Here is a 19489-nt window from a genome sequence, read left to right on the forward strand (position 1 = left end):
CCTATTTTGTTATACTTCTAGCGATTTATAGGACAAGAGCCTATACTTCAATAAGGAAAAATCGATGACTAAAGAGTATATATTTACCTCAGAGTCTGTAACAGAAGGGCACCCTGATAAGATGGCAGATCAGATTAGCGATGCAATTTTGGATTATATTATTGAGCATGATACCTCCGCGCGAGTGGCGTGTGAGACGATGGTGTCAAATGGTTTTTGTGTAATCGCAGGCGAGTTAAAAACAACGGCTTATGCACCGATGCAAGAGATTGCTAGACGTGTTGTCCAGGAGATTGGTTATACAGATGCGACTTATGGTTTTGATTATAGATCTGCAGCAGTGTTAAATACAATAGGGGAACAATCCCCAGATATAAATCAAGGTGTTGATCAGGCTGATGGCGAGATAGGAGCAGGTGATCAAGGTTTAATGTTTGGTTATGCTTGTAGTGAGACACCAGTTTTGATGCCTCTTCCTATCTACTTAGCACATCGCATAACACGAAGATTAGCAGAAGTTAGAAAAGAGTGTATAGTCCCATATCTTCGCCCAGATGGAAAAGCACAGATAAGCGTTAAGTATATTGGGGATAAACCAGTCTTTGTAGATACTATAGTTATCTCAACTCAACATGCTCCAGATGTATCTCAAGAGCAGATTAGAAAAGATATGGTAAGCGAAGTTATAGAGCATGTTATACCAAAAGAGCTGATGGGCGAGGCTACTAAGATACATATAAATCCTACAGGAAAGTTTGTTATAGGCGGACCACAAGGAGATGCAGGACTGACAGGCAGAAAAATCATAGTAGATACTTATGGTGGAAGTTGTCCACATGGCGGTGGAGCATTTAGCGGAAAAGACCCAACTAAAGTAGACAGAAGTGCAGCTTATGCGGCTAGATGGGTTGCTAAAAACTTAGTTGCTTCAGGAGCTTGTACAAAAGCGACTATACAGATATCTTACGCTATTGGGATAGTTCAACCAACTTCGATATATGTAGATACTCACTCAACTGGTGTGGTTGATGAGCAGGTGATAGAGAGTTGTGTAAAAGAACTTTTTGATCTCTCTCCAAAAGGCATCATAGAGTCTTTGGATTTACTTCGCCCAATATATAGAAAAACAGCCTCATACGGTCACTTTGGAAGGGAAGAAGAGGGCTTTACATGGGAGCTAACAAATAGGGTAGATGAGATTAAAAGGTATTTAGGTATTTAAAGATATATTTTAGCTATCTTTAAAAATCTTGTGATAAACTTACCTCGAAAATTAAAATAAGGAAAATTTTATGGCAGTTATTATTAATGACACTTGCATCAATTGTGGTGCTTGTATAGATGAATGTCCAGTAGAAGCAATCGTTGATGAAGACGATAATCCGACAGGTGAAGAAATTTACTATGTATATGGTGACAAATGTGTAGAATGTGTTGGTCATCATGATGAACCAGCTTGTGCTACTGCTTGTCCAACTGAGGGCTGTATAACTTGGGATGCTATCGGAGATAGTCCGTCGCACCGTGAAGATGTAACAGAAGAACAACGCTCTAACCATGAGAATGTTATAGACTAATTCTCTACTTAAAATATTTTGCAAGGTGCATATTTTGCACTTTGTAAACTCTCCACTTTTTACAAATCTTACAATTTAAACTACAACTAGCTATTTTTTAGATATAATTCCACTCTAATTTTATGAATATATAGGAGATTTGATGGAGCGTACACTATCAATAATAAAACCAGATGCGGTTGCTAAAGGCGTAATTGGTAAGATTTTAGATCGTTTTGAGAGCAATGGCCTTAAAATTGCAGCAACTAGAAAGATACAACTATCACGCGCTGAAGCTGAAGCTTTTTATGCTGTTCACTCTGAGAGACCTTTTTTCAATGACTTAGTTGATTTTATGATCAGCGGACCAGTTGTTGTAAGTGTTTTAGAGGGTGAAAATGCTATGCAAAAAAACCGTGATTTGATGGGTGCTACTAACCCCAAAGAGGCTGAAGTTGGTACAATTCGTGCAGATTTTGCTCAAAATATAGATGCAAATGCAGTTCACGGAAGTGATTCTGTTGAAAATGCAGCTATAGAGATAGCATTCTTTTTCTCAGAAAGAGAAATTTCATAGATTTACAAAAAGAGCGAATTAATTTGTCTAATTATCTTGTAAAAAGCTTGTTTTATGAAGATTAAGCTTATAAAAATAGGAAAGACACCTGTAGACTTTGAAGTAGGATCAGATGAAATGACTTTTAAAGGTTATTTAGTGTATGATTCTGGCAAATTAATTTTGCTAAAAGCAAATTTAAGTGGATTCACATTATGTGAATGTAGTCGATGTGGTGAAGAGTTTAAACTAAAAGTAGATGAAGAAGTAGAGTTTTTTATCTCTGATGGTATTTTTGATTCAGATGCAAATATCGACTTAGATGTTGTTGAGTCTTTTGACTCTATGGCAAATTTAGATGAGCTTTTAATCTCAGAAATAGAGCTTATAAAAAGTGACTATCACAGTTGCAAAAATTGTAAAACAGAGTAATCAAAAAAACTCAAAAGAAGTAAAAGGGACTCAGGAAACATCGGCTAAAGCCGAGCGTGTTACTTGTTTTGTTCCTTTTACGGACTAATAGGAGCACAGCTTCTAAATTCTGCTCTTTGAAAAAGAGCTAGCTTTAGTGGCCCGAGCGGCCTTAGCGAAGTAAAAGGGACTTGTTCCTTTTACGGACTAATAAAATGAATTCTTCATTTTATTTATGAAACAAATCAAATTAAGGAATGAAAATATGGCAGTACCTAAGAGAAGAGTGTCTCACTCTCGTTCAGCAAAAAGAAGAACTCACTACAAGATTTCTTTAGCTCGTCCAGTAAAAGATAAAGATGGGACTTACAAACTTCCTCACCATATCAACCCAACTACTGGTGAGTATAAATAGTAGATGATAAAGATTGCAATTGATGCAATGGGAGGGGACTTCGGTCCCAGACCAATTGTTAAAGGTGCTATGTTAGCACTAAAAAGAAAACTTTTTATTCCAATATTTGTCGGCAATAAAGATGAAATTTTAGCTCTGTTACCAAAGCGTTATAGAGCTAAAGTTTCTATAGTTGAAGCTAGCGATGTTATCTTAATGTCTGATGCTGCGACGGATGCAGTAAAGAAAAAAGAGAGCAGTATATATAAAGCCATAGAGCTAGTGAGAACTGGCGAAGCACATGGTGTGGTCTCAGCTGGACATAGTGGGGCTACTATGACTCTTGCAACTCTTAGACTAGGTCGCCTTGATGGTGTTGCTCGTCCTGCGCTTGCAACGCTTATGCCAACTAAATCAGGCCGTCGTTCTATTATGCTAGATGCTGGAGCAAATGTTGACTCTAAGGCCATTCACATAGCTCAGTTTGCTATTATGGGTGGATGCTATGCAGAAGATTTGCTTAAGATACCAAATCCTAGCATAGGAATATTGGCGAATGGAGAAGAACCTTCTAAGGGCAATGAGATCACAAAAGAGGCTTTTAAAATTTTAAATGGCTACAAGGGATTTAAGGGAAATGTAGAAGGTACAGATATCTTTAACGGAAGCTGTGATGTAATTGCTTGTGATGGCTTTATAGGCAATTTAGTCCTAAAGGCTAGTGAAGGTGTTGCAGCTACAATTAGCCAACTAATTAAAGACTATATAAGAAAGTCCCCTGTGGCTATTACTGGTGCACTTCTGATGAGAAAGGTTTTTAAACTTCTCAAAAAGCAGATCGACTATGCTGAGATTGGTGGGGCTCCACTTATTGGCATAAAAGGTTGTGCTATTGTTAGTCACGGAAAGAGTAACTCAAAAGCTATAGAAAATGCTATATATCAAGCTATAACTTATGTAGATACTGGTGTAAATGAGCATATTGTCTCAAGACTAAAAGAGTTAAAAAATAAGGAAGTTTAATGGCATATGCTGCATTTCGCTCTATTGGGGCTTACGTTCCTGCTGATATACTTAGCAATGATGACTTGTCAAAAATGGTTGATACTACAGATGAGTGGATTACTAAAAGAACAGGTATCAAAGAGCGTCGCATAGCAGCAAAAGATCAAACTACTAGTGATATGGGAGTTGAAGCTGCATCTTTAGCTATAAAGAGAAGTGGCATAGATAAAGAAGATATCGATATGGTGATTTGCGCTACTATATCGCCTGATTACTTCTGTATGCCATCAACTGCTACTATCATTTCAAACAAACTTGGACTTGGAAATGTTACAGCTTTTGATATCTCAGCAGCTTGTACAGGATTTGTCTATATTTTATCTATTGCCAAAGCTTTTATAGAGTCTGGAATGAAGAAAAATGTTCTAATCATTGGAGCTGAGAAGCTATCTGCTATAACTGACTATAGCGATAGAGGTACTTGCATCCTTTTTGGTGATGGTGCTGGTGCTGCTATGATTAGTGCGACTGATGAAAGAAGAGAAGCTATCATAGATATTCACACTGCAGCTGATGGCACTTACGCGGACTTACTAATGACTCCAAATGGTGGAAGCGGCTCAATTCACGACTCACTTGACCAAGAAGCAGGTAGCTGTTTTATGCAGATGAAGGGAAATGAGACCTTTAAAGTAGCGGTCCGCACACTTACAAAAGATGTTATAGATATACTAAAAGAAAATAAGATACAAAGCGAAGATATAACTCACTTCGTGCCACATCAAGCTAACTATCGTATCATAAAGGCAGTTGGCGATGCACTAAAACTAAAAGATGAGCAGGTTGTCATGACAGTTGCAAAGTATGGAAATACTTCAGGCGCATCTATACCAATGGCAATCAATGATATATATGAGCAGGGAAAGTTAAAGGGTGGAGATTTGATGTTACTTGATGCTTTTGGCGGAGGCTTAACATGGGGCAGCGCCTTAGTCCCTTTTTCACCTCTTTCAGAACTAAAGCAAAATTAGAATTTTAATTATGAAAAATCAAGCTCTTTGGCTCTAACGGAAGTGAGGCTTTAGCCTCGCCTTTTTTTTGGGACTTATCGTGGAGAATGTCATTGGCTAGCATTCCTAAAAGCATCGCTTCTGAAAAACAGTTAAGAATTTAACGCTTTAACAAGTCTCTCAAAAAACTCTTTATCATCTGGTAGCTCTATAGTTGCCTCTCTTAGTTTTTCGCCCCACATTGGGTTTGGATAGTGTGAATCATCTTCAAATCTCGCCATAACATGGATATGAACTCTTGACACTATATTTGCAAAAGAAGCCATATTGATTTTTGTAGGCTTATAATAACTCTTCATCTCGCTCTCTACGATATCGTAAATATCCCAAAGTCTTACTCTTAGCTCTTTTGGCAGATCACCTAACTCTTTGTATGGCTCTGTTGTGAAGATCTTTAGCCACGGTATTTGGCTCTCTTGTTTTTCTATATAGATATCTCTATCTTTGTAGATCACATTTTGCATTAGTTGTCCTATATATTTTTTAAGCTTGCATTATACTCTATTGTTTGATGCTTTGGTTACTTGAATGATGTTTCTGTAACTTGCTTTACATATCCGTCATTGCGGGCTTGACCCGCAATCTCATTGTGTTTTTAAAGTCTCAAGAGACCCTGAATCAAGTTCAGGGTGACAAGCTGGGAGTTTAGGGTGACTAGTTAGAGGATTGATTTGTTTGAGAGGGATACTCTAAGCATCTTTGCTTAGAGTGTGTGTTGTCTGTAAGTATTATCTAGCTCTGCTTGAGCGGTTTTTATCACGGCTTGTGGTACCACGATATCCACCTGAGCGGTTTCTATCTGGACGAGATTTGCTTGAGCGAAATGAGCCACTTCTTGAGCGACCTCTCCCTCTTGTGTCTTTTCTCTGTGCAGCTCTAGCAAGTATTGCTTCTATCTTATCAGCCGGGATACCAATGCTATTTGGTCCTTTTATATCTTGTTGATCAAGAAGCATTGAGATAAGCTTGTAAGCCATTTGCTCTTCATCTATATCTTGGCGAAGTTTATCTAAAACTTTGTGGGCTTCATCATAGATTTTATGATCTTCTACTTTTTTAACAAGATTGTCAATAGTAGTGCTTCTTAAGTCAGTTTTACTTGGTACATAAGCGTGAGCCATTGATGTTCCCACTTTTTGCTTGATGCGTTGAAGCTCTTTGAACTCTAGAGGAGTTAAAAGTGTTATAGCCTTACCTTTAGTCCCAGCTCGACCAGTTCTACCGATACGGTGAACATAAGACTCTGGGTCAAAAGGAATATGGTAGTTAAAAACATGAGATATGTTGTTTACGTGAATTCCACGTGCTGCAACATCAGTTGCGACTAAAACTTTTACAGAGTTGTTTTTAAAACCTTTTATAACAGTCTCACGTTGACGTTGCTCCATGTCTCCATGAAGTCCATTTGCTAAGTATCCAGCGTTTGAGAGAACATTTGATAGTCTATCAACTTCGCTTTTTGTTCTACAAAACACAACTGACTTTGTAGTCTCTTCTGAATCCATAAGGCGAATGATTGCATCATCTCTCTCAGACTCTTCTATAACATAGTAAAGTTGTTCTATATCTGTGTTTGTTGTCTCTCCTTGAGTGATAGAGATAAACTCAGGATTGTTTAAAATTCTCTCTGCTAATAATTTTATAGGCTTTGGCATTGTTGCTGAGAATAGTAGAGTTTGACGGTTTGTAGGAAGGTATGAAAATATCTCATTGATATCATCTAAAAAGCCCATATCTAGCATCTCATCTGCTTCATCTAAAACAACTACGCTAGGTGTAAAGTCTTTGATTAGGTTTTTCTTTAGGATATCCAAAAGACGTCCTGGAGTAGCAACAACTACACTAGCACCTCTACTTATTAGGTCGATTTGACGCTTATATGAGCTTCCGCCATAGACTGTAACAGTTCTAGCGTTCATGCCTCTACCATATTTGAAAAGTTCATCGCTTACTTGAGTAGCAAGCTCTCTTGTTGGAGTTATAACGAGTATCTCAACTCCAGATTTAGGGTCTATATTGTTTAGTGCAGGAAGTCCAAAGGCTGCAGTTTTACCTGTTCCAGTGTGAGCTTGACCTACAATATCACGACCTTGAAGTATAAATGGAATTGAAGCGACTTGTATAGGGCTTGGGATGGTAAAACCAGCCTCTTTTACGCTTCTGAGCATATTTTTGTTTAAACCTAAGTCATCAAAAGTGATTAGGTTCTCCTTTCTGGGTACGTTTAGTTCTGTTTGTGCATTTTCTTGCATCATTTTCCTTGTAATTAAGGAGATGATACAATTTTGCCTAACGCAAAGCACCTTCCCCTTAAACTGTTTGGCGGATTATACCCAAGTTAAACAAAATTTAGCTTGAAGTTGATTGTTTGTTTGATAAAATAAGTTTGTATTGAGTAAAAAAGTCTAGTTCTTTTCATAAATAACGCTACAATTTCTTCCAGAGTTTTTAGCTTCATAGAGCGCTTTATCTGCTCTTTGTAGTATGCTCTTAACATCTTTGTCACCAGCTTGCTTTGAGGTTATTCCTATACTCAGAGTGTATTTTATAGTTTTTCCATCAATGTTTAGCTCCGAATTAGAAATCTTTTGGCGAAATCTCTCAGCAAAGATAAAAGCACCCATCGTGTCGGTCTCTCTTAGCATCACTACAAACTCTTCACCACCAACTCTAGCTACAATATCTAAGCTTCTTGCCATCTTTAAGCATACGCTAGAGAAGTGCTTAAGGACTTCATCGCCAATATCGTGCCCATAGGTGTCATTAATACTTTTAAAGTGGTCAATATCTAACATCAAGAAGCTTAGCTCACTTTTGTAACGGTTTGAACGCTCAAGCTCAGCTTCGGACAACTCATCAAATTTACGGCGATTAATTGCTCCTGTGAGTGGGTCAATATACGCCATCTCTTGAAGCTCAACATTTTGTTTTTGATGAGTTTGGAGCTCTAACTCTTTTTTGTTAAGATATAGTTGAGTGTAGATATCACCTTTTAGGAGCTTTTGCCTAGTTGTCTCATACGCATCATACATAAAAGCCAACTCATCTCTGTTGATATTTATAGGAGAGAGCCTAAGTGATCTTCCCCCCTTAGCTAAATCCCTCATGGCATCTGTAAGTTGATGGATTTGATACTTTGTACTTGTTCTAAAGGTGTAGAGAATAGAGAGTGTAACTATCAAGATAATCGTAGCAAAAGATAGCCATAAAAGAAGATTTACTATGGAGTCATCTATGCTTGCATCTACTAAAGAATTAATCTTAGAGAGCAGGGTATCTTCAAAATTTTTTACCTCATTTATAAGCTCTGTGATAGAGTCAAACCAGACTTGCGAATCAAGAGAGTCAAACTTCCTTAAATATATGCTCATCTTATATTCATCGACTCTTTTTGCTATGCTTGAGGCTTTTATGAGGTTGTACTCATCTTTTTGTAGGGCAGTTGCACTCTGTTTAAACGTTTCTAAAAAAGCTTTTTGTGATCCATCTAGTTTTGCAAAGTGTAGATACTCATCTATAGAACCACCATTTTTTTCAATAAGCATAATTGCATAGGCTCTTTGTTGTCCTAATGACTCTTTTAGATGTTGCAAAGAAGATAGTGTGGCGATGTTAGAAGATATCTCTCTATCGTAGTTTAAGAAGGCTATCTTTGGTGTGATGTTTAGGATGTTTTTTATAATTTTGGTATAAGAGTCTATCGCTTGAGTTTGAGTAATGCTTTTTGTATCTATTTTATCTCTAAGCTCTTTTAGTGAAGAGAACTCTGTTTGAAATGTCTTTATATGAGGCTGTATCACACTTATACGTTTTATATTTGCTGTGTTGATTTTTTCTAAAAATTTTTTTGCCGAGATATCAAGGTTAAGTCTTTGTTCTCTTAGAGTCTCTTTAAACTTACCATCTATGCAGGTGATATGCCCACTACTGAGCCCTCTTTCAATCTGCATATCGTGAACAACTCTGTCTACGCTTGATACTATCTGAGTGATAGTAGATGTTTTTTTCATATTTGTGTATTTTGTAAAATTATTAAACAATATGATGGTTCCAAAGAGTAGCATTCCAAGGAGTGGGATGATGGCAGAGAGAAAGATTCTCTTTGTAAAACTGAAATTTTCTATAGTTTTTTTTGTTATTGTAGAGATAAAACTTCTCTTTTTACTCTTTTTTTGTTCTGTATATCCACACTGCTCAAAAAGGCCAATAGTCGGAATATCTTCTTCTATGATGTGGTTAAATAACCAGTCTGTTAGAAAGTAGCTTACCTCTTGTGCATTAGCACTACTTTTTGTATCGGTTAGTTTAGCTTTTAGCTCAGGAATTTTTTTGCTAAACTTTCTATGTTGAACTATATGCTCTTTTATATTTTTGCATCCACATTTCTTTAGTAGTGCCTCCTCTCTACGAAAATGCTCTATGACATACTTCTGTAAGTCTTCAAATATCTCATCTATGATTTGTTGAGTATTATCATCCCTTATAGCAATAGAGAGCCTATTAATAATGTTTAGTAGTTGTTTATGGTCATCGTCAAGAGTTTTTACGCCAAGACTTAAACCTTCATGCCATTGGATCATAAGATGGATTCTAGCATAAAAAAATGGCATTTTGCCTTATATTGAGACATTACAAATACAAATACTGTATAATTTACTAAAATAAAATTTAGGATTTTTTTAACATGGATTTATATTTGGTTCTTTTACTTGTTTGTGGCGTAGTTATGTTAGTATTGCTATATCTTTATATCTCGACTCTTCAAACTAAAAATGACTTAAGGATGAGATACGCCATCTTAAGTAGCAAGTATGAACAAAATATAAAATCACATCAAGAAAAGATAGAGATATTGCAAAATGCAAAAGAGCAACTCTCAAAAGAGTTTAAACTTCTAGCAAATGAAATTTTTGAGACAAAAGCAAAAAGCTTTAATCATACACACAAAGAGCACTTTGAGATGCTACTTCGTCCATTTCGTGAGCAGATAACAAACTTCTCAAACCAAGCAAAAGAGCAGTTTAGTTATGAGATTAAAGAGAGGCATCTTTTAAAAGATGAGCTAGTAAGACTAAAAGAGATGAATGAACAACTCTCAGAGGATGCACTAAATCTTACAAATGCTCTAAAGGGTCAAAACAAGACTCAAGGAAACTGGGGTGAGATAGTTTTAGCTAGAATATTAGAAGAGTCAGGACTTAGAGAAGGAGTTGAATATAAAACACAAGTGAGTCTTAAGTCTAGTGATGGGAAGAATTTTCGTCCTGATGTAGTCATTCATATGCCACAGCAAAGAGACATTATCATTGACTCTAAAGTCTCTCTTGTAGCTTATGAGAGATTTATAAAAGAGAGTGATGAGCAGTTAAAAAGACTTGCATTAAAAGAGCATTTAAACTCAATAAATACGCATATAAAAGAGCTGAGTGCTAAAAAGTATGATACACTCGAAGGTGTAAACTCGCTTGATTTTACTCTTTTGTTTATGCCTATAGAAGGAGCGTTTCACCTAGCATTAGATGGAGATGAAGAGTTTTTCAAACGTGCATATGATAGTAATATCTTAGTCGTTTCACCATCAACTCTTTTGGTAACTCTTAGAACTATAGAGCATATTTGGCGAACTAAAAACCAAGAAGAACACGCTCAAAAGATAGTGAGTGAAGCTGAAGCTATGTATGAAAAACTTGTTTTATTTGTAGATGAGATGTTAAAGGTAAAAGAGCATCTACTAAAGGCTCAAGACTCTTATGATACTTCTATGAAGAGATTAAAGAGTGGTAAAGGAAATATTATAAAGCGGGCCCAAAATCTTGTGGAGTTGGGCTTAAAGCCTAAAAAAGAATTAAGTATAGTGAGCCAAGAATAAAAATGAAGATAAATGAAAAGAGAGTAATCTCATACCTTATAGTAGTAGTTCCATTAGCATTAGTTTTAACGGCTAGTTTTTTTATAACTACTTTCTATATAGAAAAAGTCAATGCTTACTTTATAAAGGTAAAAGAGATATCTATAGCTGAGCATATAGAGTCTAAAAAAGCTAAGAGTGAGATCTGGGTTGACCAGCTAAATCTTCTTTTTGACTACAAGAACAATCGTTTAGTTGATGGCATAAAAGCAGAGCTAAAGCACAGTGTTGATATGGCTTATGATAGTGCTAGATATATCTATGAAAAGTATTATTCTAAAAAATCAACAAGAGATATAAAGCAGAGAATAATAGACTCTCAGATGGCATTTAACACAAGTAAAAATCCTGTTTTTATGGTGAGTTTCAATGGTGATAATATTCTTCCAAGAAGCCTAAAACTAGCTCAAAAAAATATTTTAGCTTATGAAGATGCCAATCACAGAGCTATAATACTCGAAGAGATACAAAAGGTAAGAAAACATCAAGAAGGTTTTTTAGAGAGCGACTTTTATGAGCAATATCAAAGCTATATTACTTATGTTAAAAACTTAAATATGTATGACTACTATATAGGTTCATCAACAAATGTTGAGATGCAAAGAGACTCTCTAAAGTCTGAACTCTTAAAGATGCTAAAGAGTATTCCTATGGATAGAGCTGACTTTATGGGCTTGTATGATGCTAAAGAACCGATACTGATATCTAAAAAAATGTCATCGTTTTTAGGAGATGATTCATTTGCACTTATCTCTGCAAATCTCTCAAAAGAACCAAAGTGGTATAAAGATACACTAGATAACTTTTACTATTACTCTAAATATTATGAGCCACTTGATTGGTACCTAGTCTACGGTTTTGATACATCTAAGATGAGCAAAAAAGAGTTACAGAAGCAAAATGAGCTTGAAAAGATGCTAGATGATGAATTAGATTTTATCCTAAGTGCGTCAGCTGCGATAGTTATTTTTGTAGTTGTTCTTTCGTTGCTTCTCTCAAGAAAAATAAACCGTATATTTTTAGAGTATCAAGATGAGGTGCAAGAGAGAGCTGATGAGCTAGAGAGACTAAATGAGTCACTAGAGCAAAGAGTCGCTGATGGATTAAAAGACCAAAGACAAAAAGATAAGATGCTGATTCAACAGTCAAAGATGGCAGAGATGGGGGATATGTTAAGTATGATAGCCCATCAGTGGAGACAGCCTTTAAATCAAATGTCATACTTGATTATGAATATAGACTCAGCTTATGAGTATAAAGAGCTTACAAAAGAGTATCTTGATGAAAAACTAGCTGAAGCGAATGATATCTTAGAGTTTATGTCGGTCACTATAGATGACTTTAGAAACTATTTTAGACCAGATAAATCAAAAGAGTTCGTGCTTGTTAGTGATGTAGTAAATACTAGTGTGAACTTGATGCAGAAGTCGCTTGAGCTTAGCGGTGTAGAAATTGAGCTCGATGCACAAGGGAGAGACTTGACTCATATATATAAAAATGAGTTTATTCAAGTTATGCTAAATCTTATAAAAAACGCAAAAGATATCTTAGTAGAAAAAGATGTGAAAAACCCTAAAATAATCATCAAAACAAGATGCCAAAAAGAGAAACTTATAGTTGAAGTTTGTGACAATGGTGGAGGAGTTGACGAGTCTATAAAAGAGAAAATTTTTGAGCCGTACTTCTCTACAAAAGATAAGCATAACGGAACAGGTTTGGGGCTTTATATGTCAAAGATGATTATAGAAGAGCATTTGGGTGGAAGTTTGAGCCTTAGCAATCATGAAGACGGGGCTTGCTTTAGGATTGAGATATAATTTTGAATCTTAACACTCATGTAATAGAAATTTGTGTAAAATGACCATTATGAAAAAGATTAAAAAAAGAGTCTTAACTCTGCTACTTCTTACTTTTGCTTTTTTTGTGGTGCATGACTATGTTGTGCAAGATTTGCACCATGATGCCAGCTATGAACTTAGTTACAAGGTCTTCGATAAAGCGGATATGCAAAGTAAGATTCATGATACTATCCACAATATCTTTAACTTTAATCTAAAAGAGACTTTTTTTGTAGAGACAAAACTCTTAGATGCAACTCCATCAAGCATAATCCTCAGCTTAATTTCAAACACATCCCAAGTTCCACAAAGGCCGCCGCTCATATAGACTTTTTTATAAACTTAAAATTTTAAAAAAGGTCAAACTATGAAAATAAAAATATGTTTACTTCTCTTTGCTTCTACAACTCTTTTTGCACAAAACCTGAGCGAAATAATCCAAGCATTAGAGATGAGTAAAAGAGTAACTTCAATGAAAGAGCAGAGCAAATCAAGCATAGCTCAAACAAAGCTTTTAGGTGCTTATGATGCGCCATATTTGGGGCTTAGTATATCTCATGCTGATGAGAGCAGTGATAAGGGAGAAGAGTATGCAGTTGGCATTTCTCAAGATATAAGTCATCCTTTTACAAACAAAAGTGTAGCAGTAGATGCAAAGACAAAAGCTATAGAATTAGGCTCATCTTATAACCTTGATATGTTGAGTTTGGATATAGCAAAAATATATCATCAAGCTTGCATAAGAAAAGAGATAAGCTTATCTCTAAAAAGCCTCTATGAGGAACAAAATGAGGGTTATTTGCGACTACAAAGAGCCCACGCACTTGGAGAGATTTCAAAAAAAGAGCTACTTTTTAATAAGCTAGACCTAGCAAAAACAAAGCAAAGCGTAAGAACTTATAAAAGAGCTTATCTTGCGAAGCTCTCAAGTCTTAACGAATCAGTTGACAATCTCACAATAAATGATTTGGCGTGTGATGATTTGATAAGAATTACAAAAGAGGTAGAACTAAAAGAAGTTCAAGAGCACGCCCTTATAAAGAAGATATCTTATGAGCAAAGCTCTGCAAACTCTTTTTATAATGTGTATAACTCAACATTTAGCACCATCGGATATGAGCTGCTTTATGAAAAAGAGCTAGACAAAGATCGCTACACCTTTGGGCTGAGTCTTCCTCTTGATTTTTTAAGCTCAAAAGCCCAGATGCAAAGAACTGAGCTAATGCATCTTGATGCTTCACTTATGGCAAAAAAAGACGCACTAAGTATTGAAATACAAAACTATCTAAGTGCATCAAGCATAAGACTAAAGGCTCTTTATGAGGAGTTTGTTGTTTTAGAAGAGGAAATCTTGCCTTTGAGTTTAGAGCTAAAAGATTTAGCAAAGAAGTCTTTAAAAGAGGGGCATAGCAGTGTCTTAGAATATCTAGATGCAACGCGCTCGTACACAAAAATAGTCTTAGAACTCCAAGAGATTAAAAAAGATTACTACAATGAGCTAATTGAGCTTTACAAAAAAGCTGATATGAGGGAGAGATTATGAAAATATTAACACTTTTAACACTTGTCTTTATGAGTCTTTTTGCAACTATAGAAATGAGTCAAAAACAAGAGAGTGAACTTGGCATAAAAACTACAAAGCCAAAAAAAACCACAAGTATAGAGTTTGGAGCATATAATGCGAAAGTAAGCTTAGATGAAAAAGATATTATCTCTGTTGGATTAGCAGTTGATTCGGTTGTGATAGATATTTTCGTCACAAAACTCTCATCTATAAAAAAAGGAGATAAGCTTATCTCTTTAAGAAGTAGTGAGCTTTTAAATCTTCAAAAAGAGTATATTAACGCCCTTATAGAGAAGCAAAATATACTTAAAAACTACAAAAGAGATGAGAGGCTGTTTGATGAGGGAATCATCTCACAAAAAAATCTACTTATCTCACAAAAAGAGAAACTAAACTCCGAGTTAAAAGTGAAATTAAACGAGAGTCAACTTCTTATGAGCGGCTTTAATCAGACTCTTTTAAAGAGAGTTAGAGATACTTACACACTTGTAGAGTTTATAAATATCTTAGCACCAAGAGATGGTTTAGTAGATGCTATAGTTGTAAATGTTGGACAAAAAGTAGGGTCAAACAAAACTATGATGAAAATCTACGCAGACGCAAAGAGATATCTGGAGTTAAATGTGCCTCTTGTTGTAGCAAACAATATAGCTCTTGGAGATAGATGCTACTTTGAATCAAAGAGTGCTAAAATTGTAGCCATCTCAAACATTGCAAATGAGGAGACTCAGTCTGTAAAGCTAAGAGCTGTCATAGAAGATGCAACAGGTGTGATGATAAATAGAGTCTATTTTGCAAAGATAAAAAAGAGCGTAGATAATGCTTTTGTGATTAAGAAGAGTGCTTTGGTTTATGAGCAAAACAAGCCTATAGTTTTTAAAAAAGTATCAAAGGGATACGAGCCTTTGAGTGTTTTGGTACTTAAAGAAGATCCACAAACATATACTATACAAGCAACATTAAATGAAAATGATGATTTGGCTTCAAGTTCTACTTCTGCACTTCTAAGTGCTTTGGAGCATTCAGATGAGTGAAAGACTCATTAGTTTTGCACTTTCGCAGAGGTTTTTAGTTCTATTAGTAGCTTTTGGAGTTTTGTTTTTTGGTGCATCTTCAATGTTAAAACTACCAGTTGATGCATATCCTGATATAGCACCAACTCAGGTAAAAATCATACTAAAATCTTCAGGAATGACACCAGCAGAGATGGAATCTCGTGTGATGATTCCAGTAGAGCAAAATCTACAAAGCATACCAAACCAGACGATAGTTCGTGCACTTGCAAAGTATGGACTTTGTGATATAACTATTGACTTTGAGGAGGGAGTCGATATTTACTGGGCTAGGCAACAAGTGGCACAAAGGCTTAGTGAAGTAAAAGATATACTTCCTCAAAATATCACAGGTGGATTAGCTCCAATTACTACACCACTTGGTGAAGTTTTGATGTTTACTATAGAGTCCCAGACGCTAGACCTTATGCAAAAGAGAACACTTCTTGACTGGGTTATAAGCAAAAGAATCCGTTCTATTGATGGTGTTGCAGGTATCAATGCTTTGGGCGGATATGTCAAAACTTATGAGATAGTTCCTGATTTTGCTAAGATGAAACTTCATAAAATTACAATGCAAATGCTCGAGAGTGCAGTTAGAAAAAATAATAAAAATGAGGGAGTTGGAAGACTCTCTATAGGCGAGCAGAGCCTTTTTATAAGAACAGAGGGGAGACTCAAAAATCTTGGGAATATCTCAAGACTCATTATAAAGAATGAAGATGCAAGAGATGTAAGAATCTCTGATATTGCCGAGGTAAGGATTGGTTCACTTACAAGAGGTGGCTTTGTAACAAAAGATGGTAAAGAGGAAGCTGTTCAAGGCTTGATTCTCTCAAGAAAAGGAGCTGATGCTTCAGGAGTTTTAAAAAGAGTAAATGCAGAACTTAAAAAGATAGAAAAAGACTTGCCAAAGGACACAACTTTAAATATCTTTTATGATCGTTCAGACTTGGTCTCAAAAGCTATATATACAGTTACAAAAGCACTACTAGAAGCTATGGCACTTATCATAATAATCTTGTATATCTTCTTGGGAAGCTTTGCCTCCGCTTTTAGTGTTGCCATTATCCTTCCATTTGCCGCTATGATGACTTTTATAGCTATGAGTTACTTTGGTATTAGTGCAAATCTTATGAGTCTTGGAGGGCTTGCTATTGCTATTGGGATGCTAGTAGATGCTGGGGTTGTGATGGTTGAAAACATCGCAGAGCATCTTCAAGATGAGAAGTACAAAGATGAGTCAAAACTAAACGTGGTTTTAGCTTCTGCAAAAGAGGTTGCGACACCAGTTTTTACGGGAATTTTAATCATCATCATAGTTTTCTTACCTCTTTTAACATTAGAAGGCTTAGAGGGAAAACTCTTTGTTCCTGTGGCTCTTAGCATTGTTTTTGCACTAACTTCTTCACTTATACTTGCACTTACTTTTATCCCTGTAATAAGCTTTTATGTGCTAAAAAAAGCTTCCCAGAAACAAGTAGCTTTGATGACTTTTTTAGAAAACAGATATGAGAAAATCTTAAGATTTTCTCTCTTTCATCAAAAGAGTGTATTTGTTGGAGTTGGAGTTTTATGGATAGTTGCAGTTATGGCTTATGTAGGAGTTGGAAAGACATTTATGCCAACACTAGATGAGGGGAATATAATAATCGGTATCGAGAAAAATCCATCTATCTCACTTGAGGCTAGTCGTGATATTGACTTAAAAATCCAAAAAGCTCTTATGCGAGATGTACCAGAAATTCTCTCTATTGTAGCTCGTGGTGGAAGTGATGAGATAGGACTTGACTCTATGGGCTTAAACGATACAGACACATTTTTAGTCTTAAAACCAAAAGAGGAGTGGAGAGTGCCATCAAATGAGTGGCTGCTTGATGAGTTTAGAGGAGTGCTAGATGAATTTGTGGGTATCGAGTACAGTTTTACGCAACCCATAGCAATGCGAGTATCTGAGATGCTAAGTGGTTCTCGTGGGGATATAGTTGTAAATATCTATGGCTCAGATATAGATATGCTCGAAGAGATGGCAAAAAAAGTAGCCAAGATAACAGAGTCAATAGAGGGTAGTAGTGATGTTTACAAGAAAGCAAATGAGGGAGTTGCTTACTGGGAGCTAGAGTTTAAAGAGGAGGCCATGGCAAGACATGGAGTAAACAAAGATGAACTCTCAAACTATTTAAAGGCTAGTGTTGATGGGATTGAAGTAGGGATAATTCAAGAAGATTTAAGACGCATTCCTTTGATGATAAAAGGAGATAAAACTCTTCAAACTACTATGAGTGAAAATAAAAACCTGAAATATGTGCTTCCTAGTGGGGAGAGTGTTGAGATAAACGAGCTAGTAGAGTTTAAAATGACACAAGGTCCAGTGCAGATTAATCATGAAAACACTATGAGAAAGTCTCTTGTGCAAACAAATGTAGTAGGACGAGACTTAGTTGGTTTTGTGGATGAACTTAGCTCTTTAGTAGAGGCAAAACTTGAGCTTCCACAGGGCTATTTTATAGAGTACGCAGGTGAATATAAAAACCAACAAAGGGCATCCAAAAGACTCTCTATCATAGTGCCTATTAGTATTGTTCTTGTTTTTATTTTGCTTGTTGTAACATTTAAATCAGCCCTGCAAGCATTTTTAATATTCTTAAATATACCTTTTGCTCTTATTGGTGGAGTTTTTGGACTCTACTATACGGGTGAATATATGAGTGTGCCAGCTAGTGTTGGTTTTATCGCACTTATGGGTATTGCAGTGTTAAATGGAGTTGTGATGCTGGAGTATTTTAACAAACTAAGAGGAAGTGTAGGAGATTCAGAGGAGTTAGTTATTCAAGGAGCTCTTAGAAGACTTAGACCAGTTTTGATGACAGCTTCTATTGCAGCTCTAGCTCTTATACCAATGCTCTTTGCAACAGGTCCAGGTTCAGAGATACAAAAGCCTTTAGCTATAGTTATTATAAACGGTTTAGTCTCATCAACCTTTTTAACGCTAGTTCTTTTACCGATTTTGTATCATAAGTTTGTAGCGAAAAAAGGGTAGCAACAGTGAACTCTCTGGCTCCCATGCTCTGCGTGGGAGTCTATATATGTACAACACTCAAGAATATATATGAGTTTTAACGCAGAGCATTGGAACTAGTAAAGTGAGGCTTCTAGGAGTGCTAACCAATGGCACTCTCCACGATGAGCCTCGCCTATTTTACGGGACTCATTTGTTATAGATGTGAAGTTTATAACCACTTCCTGAGACGTTTTCTATAGAGTTGTGAGGCACTTTTTTTCTTAGACCTCTTACAAGGGAACGGACGGCATCTTGACTCATACCATCGTATGGCCAAATGGCACTCTCTATCTCTTCATACTTTACTACTCTTGTGTGATGATGTGCTAATAGATCTAAAAACAGGGTTTCATTTTTTGTTAGTTTTATCTCTTTGTCATCTTCATAGATTACTTTTTCAAAGGCGTTGTATTTTGTATTTTTTGAGAGTGCTAGGCTAAATTTACTTTTATCTTCTATGAGTTCTATGGACTTCTCTAGTGCTTCTATGAGTTTTTCTTTTGTTATGGGTTTTATGATGTACTTAACAAGTTGAAGTTCTACTGCTTTTAGTAAGTACTCTGTGTCTGAGTGAGCAGTTGCTATAATGATTTGAACATCTTTATCATGAGACCTTATGTAGCTTGCCATATCGATGCCATTTAAGCGCGGCATACTTATGTCAGAGATGATGATATCGGGCTTATGTCTCTTCCAAACCTTGATAGCATCTTTGCCATCTTTTGCTTCTAAAACCTCTTTTGCAACGCGACTAAGATATTCTACCGCACCAGCTCTTACCATTTCATCATCTTCTACATATAAAATAGTGAAGTTTTTTAGCATATTTTTCATAAACTGCCTTTATCGATTATAGATTTTTGGCTATTATACTCTTTATGAATATACAAACACAATATAATTATGAAAAAACATGGACAACTATAGATGAAAAAGACACTCTTCGGATCATAGAAGAAGAGGTTGGAGATGCAGACCCGCAAGGCACGCTTTTATATGTAAAAGAAGCTATCAAAAATGGCAGAGTTATAAGCGTTGGAAGTTGTAAATTTAGAAAAAGTGATATATAAGGAA

Annotated in this window: 18 protein-coding genes; 14 read left to right on the forward strand and 4 right to left on the reverse strand. The window is 36.0% G+C overall.

What is annotated here, in order from left to right:
• Nucleotides 1-64 precede the first annotated feature (64 nt).
• The 7 genes from metK to M947_RS16365 all read left to right on the forward strand — a co-directional run bounded on the left by metK (nucleotide 65) and on the right by M947_RS16365 (nucleotide 4953).
• On the forward strand, nucleotides 65-1222 hold the full coding sequence (metK, locus tag M947_RS16335; RefSeq protein ID WP_021287141.1) for a methionine adenosyltransferase: 1158 nt from the start codon (nucleotides 65-67) through the stop codon (nucleotides 1220-1222).
• Nucleotides 1223-1292: 70 nt separating this feature from the next.
• Complete coding sequence (locus M947_RS16340; RefSeq protein ID WP_021287142.1) at nucleotides 1293-1577, forward strand: 4Fe-4S dicluster domain-containing protein; 285 nt, start codon at nucleotides 1293-1295, stop codon at nucleotides 1575-1577.
• 142 nt (nucleotides 1578-1719) lie between these two features.
• A complete protein-coding gene (ndk, locus tag M947_RS16345) occupies nucleotides 1720-2133 on the forward strand; it encodes a nucleoside-diphosphate kinase (RefSeq protein ID WP_021287143.1) in 414 nt (137 codons plus the stop codon).
• A gap of 54 nt (nucleotides 2134-2187) precedes the next feature.
• Nucleotides 2188-2544: a DUF177 domain-containing protein gene (locus tag M947_RS16350; protein WP_021287144.1), complete on the forward strand. Its 357-nt coding sequence runs from the start codon at nucleotides 2188-2190 to the stop codon at nucleotides 2542-2544.
• Nucleotides 2545-2788: 244 nt separating this feature from the next.
• Nucleotides 2789-2938: a 50S ribosomal protein L32 gene (gene rpmF / locus M947_RS16355; RefSeq protein ID WP_021287145.1), complete on the forward strand. Its 150-nt coding sequence runs from the start codon at nucleotides 2789-2791 to the stop codon at nucleotides 2936-2938.
• 3 nt (nucleotides 2939-2941) lie between these two features.
• Entirely contained in the window at nucleotides 2942-3940 is a 999-nt protein-coding gene (gene plsX, locus M947_RS16360) for a phosphate acyltransferase PlsX (RefSeq protein WP_021287146.1), read from the forward strand.
• Nucleotides 3940-4953, forward strand: a complete 1014-nt coding sequence (locus M947_RS16365) for a beta-ketoacyl-ACP synthase III (RefSeq protein WP_021287147.1) — start codon at nucleotides 3940-3942, stop codon at nucleotides 4951-4953. The genes plsX and M947_RS16365 overlap by 1 nt, the downstream gene beginning before the upstream one ends.
• 131 nt (nucleotides 4954-5084) lie before the next feature.
• Here M947_RS16365 and M947_RS16370 read toward each other — a convergent pair whose 3' ends face one another.
• The 3 genes from M947_RS16370 to M947_RS16380 form a co-directional block, all read right to left on the reverse strand.
• The gene (locus M947_RS16370) at nucleotides 5085-5456 is read right to left on the reverse strand and encodes an HIT domain-containing protein (RefSeq protein ID WP_021287148.1); all 372 of its coding nucleotides are present in this window, start codon (nucleotides 5454-5456) and stop codon (nucleotides 5085-5087) included.
• Nucleotides 5457-5720: 264 nt separating this feature from the next.
• Nucleotides 5721-7244 (reverse strand): DEAD/DEAH box helicase, encoded by a 1524-nt coding sequence (locus tag M947_RS16375; RefSeq protein ID WP_021287149.1) that lies wholly within the window; start codon nucleotides 7242-7244, stop codon nucleotides 5721-5723.
• 153 nt (nucleotides 7245-7397) lie between these two features.
• The gene (locus M947_RS16380) at nucleotides 7398-9602 is read right to left on the reverse strand and encodes a bacteriohemerythrin (protein WP_021287150.1); all 2205 of its coding nucleotides are present in this window, start codon (nucleotides 9600-9602) and stop codon (nucleotides 7398-7400) included.
• A gap of 74 nt (nucleotides 9603-9676) precedes the next feature.
• On the opposite strand from M947_RS16380, the gene M947_RS16385 reads away from it, so the two are divergent.
• Genes M947_RS16385 through M947_RS16410 form a run of 6 tightly spaced genes read left to right on the forward strand, consistent with a single transcriptional unit; the run spans nucleotide 9677 to nucleotide 18394 of the window.
• Nucleotides 9677-10861 (forward strand): DNA recombination protein RmuC, encoded by a 1185-nt coding sequence (locus M947_RS16385; RefSeq protein ID WP_021287151.1) that lies wholly within the window; start codon nucleotides 9677-9679, stop codon nucleotides 10859-10861.
• Nucleotides 10862-10863: 2 nt separating this feature from the next.
• The gene (locus M947_RS16390) at nucleotides 10864-12717 is read left to right on the forward strand and encodes a cache domain-containing protein (protein WP_021287152.1); all 1854 of its coding nucleotides are present in this window, start codon (nucleotides 10864-10866) and stop codon (nucleotides 12715-12717) included.
• A gap of 49 nt (nucleotides 12718-12766) precedes the next feature.
• Nucleotides 12767-13066 (forward strand): hypothetical protein, encoded by a 300-nt coding sequence (locus M947_RS16395; RefSeq protein ID WP_021287153.1) that lies wholly within the window; start codon nucleotides 12767-12769, stop codon nucleotides 13064-13066.
• 39 nt (nucleotides 13067-13105) lie between these two features.
• Complete coding sequence (locus M947_RS16400; RefSeq protein ID WP_021287154.1) at nucleotides 13106-14281, forward strand: TolC family protein; 1176 nt, start codon at nucleotides 13106-13108, stop codon at nucleotides 14279-14281.
• A complete protein-coding gene (locus M947_RS16405; RefSeq protein WP_021287155.1) occupies nucleotides 14278-15336 on the forward strand; it encodes an efflux RND transporter periplasmic adaptor subunit in 1059 nt (352 codons plus the stop codon). Before M947_RS16400 ends, M947_RS16405 begins: the two co-directional genes overlap by 4 nt.
• Nucleotides 15329-18394 carry an efflux RND transporter permease subunit gene (locus M947_RS16410; RefSeq protein ID WP_021287156.1) on the forward strand — a complete coding sequence of 1022 codons (3066 nt, stop codon included), beginning with the start codon at nucleotides 15329-15331 and terminating at the stop codon, nucleotides 18392-18394. Before M947_RS16405 ends, M947_RS16410 begins: the two co-directional genes overlap by 8 nt.
• Nucleotides 18395-18562: 168 nt before the next feature.
• On the opposite strand, the gene M947_RS16415 is transcribed toward M947_RS16410, so the two are convergent.
• The gene (locus M947_RS16415) at nucleotides 18563-19249 is read right to left on the reverse strand and encodes a response regulator transcription factor (RefSeq protein ID WP_021287157.1); all 687 of its coding nucleotides are present in this window, start codon (nucleotides 19247-19249) and stop codon (nucleotides 18563-18565) included.
• Nucleotides 19250-19293: 44 nt separating this feature from the next.
• Here M947_RS16415 and M947_RS16420 point away from each other — a divergent pair, with 44 nt between their 5' ends.
• Nucleotides 19294-19485 carry a hypothetical protein gene (locus M947_RS16420; protein ID WP_021287158.1) on the forward strand — a complete coding sequence of 64 codons (192 nt, stop codon included), beginning with the start codon at nucleotides 19294-19296 and terminating at the stop codon, nucleotides 19483-19485.
• Nucleotides 19486-19489 lie beyond the last annotated feature (4 nt).

It is taken from the genome of Sulfurimonas hongkongensis (assembly GCF_000445475.1).
In the GTDB taxonomy this organism is placed as follows: Bacteria; Campylobacterota; Campylobacteria; order Campylobacterales; family Sulfurimonadaceae; genus Sulfurimonas; species Sulfurimonas hongkongensis.

Excerpts from the sequence above, each read along its gene's own strand:
- metK (WP_021287141.1), top strand. The coding sequence starts at position 65 with ATGACTAAAGAGTATATATTTACCTCAGAGTCTGTAACAGAAGGGCAC.
- M947_RS16340 (WP_021287142.1), top strand. The coding sequence starts at position 1,293 with ATGGCAGTTATTATTAATGACACTTGCATCAATTGTGGTGCTTGTATA.
- ndk (WP_021287143.1), top strand. The coding sequence starts at position 1,720 with ATGGAGCGTACACTATCAATAATAAAACCAGATGCGGTTGCTAAAGGC.
- M947_RS16350 (WP_021287144.1), top strand. The coding sequence starts at position 2,188 with ATGAAGATTAAGCTTATAAAAATAGGAAAGACACCTGTAGACTTTGAA.
- rpmF (WP_021287145.1), top strand. The coding sequence starts at position 2,789 with ATGGCAGTACCTAAGAGAAGAGTGTCTCACTCTCGTTCAGCAAAAAGA.
- plsX (WP_021287146.1), top strand. The coding sequence starts at position 2,942 with ATGATAAAGATTGCAATTGATGCAATGGGAGGGGACTTCGGTCCCAGA.
- M947_RS16365 (WP_021287147.1), top strand. The coding sequence starts at position 3,940 with ATGGCATATGCTGCATTTCGCTCTATTGGGGCTTACGTTCCTGCTGAT.
- M947_RS16370 (WP_021287148.1), bottom strand. The coding sequence starts at position 5,456 with ATGCAAAATGTGATCTACAAAGATAGAGATATCTATATAGAAAAACAA.
- M947_RS16375 (WP_021287149.1), bottom strand. The coding sequence starts at position 7,244 with ATGCAAGAAAATGCACAAACAGAACTAAACGTACCCAGAAAGGAGAAC.
- M947_RS16380 (WP_021287150.1), bottom strand. The coding sequence starts at position 9,602 with ATGCCATTTTTTTATGCTAGAATCCATCTTATGATCCAATGGCATGAA.
- M947_RS16385 (WP_021287151.1), top strand. The coding sequence starts at position 9,677 with ATGGATTTATATTTGGTTCTTTTACTTGTTTGTGGCGTAGTTATGTTA.
- M947_RS16390 (WP_021287152.1), top strand. The coding sequence starts at position 10,864 with ATGAAGATAAATGAAAAGAGAGTAATCTCATACCTTATAGTAGTAGTT.
- M947_RS16395 (WP_021287153.1), top strand. The coding sequence starts at position 12,767 with ATGAAAAAGATTAAAAAAAGAGTCTTAACTCTGCTACTTCTTACTTTT.
- M947_RS16400 (WP_021287154.1), top strand. The coding sequence starts at position 13,106 with ATGAAAATAAAAATATGTTTACTTCTCTTTGCTTCTACAACTCTTTTT.
- M947_RS16405 (WP_021287155.1), top strand. The coding sequence starts at position 14,278 with ATGAAAATATTAACACTTTTAACACTTGTCTTTATGAGTCTTTTTGCA.
- M947_RS16410 (WP_021287156.1), top strand. The coding sequence starts at position 15,329 with ATGAGTGAAAGACTCATTAGTTTTGCACTTTCGCAGAGGTTTTTAGTT.
- M947_RS16415 (WP_021287157.1), bottom strand. The coding sequence starts at position 19,249 with ATGAAAAATATGCTAAAAAACTTCACTATTTTATATGTAGAAGATGAT.
- M947_RS16420 (WP_021287158.1), top strand. The coding sequence starts at position 19,294 with ATGAATATACAAACACAATATAATTATGAAAAAACATGGACAACTATA.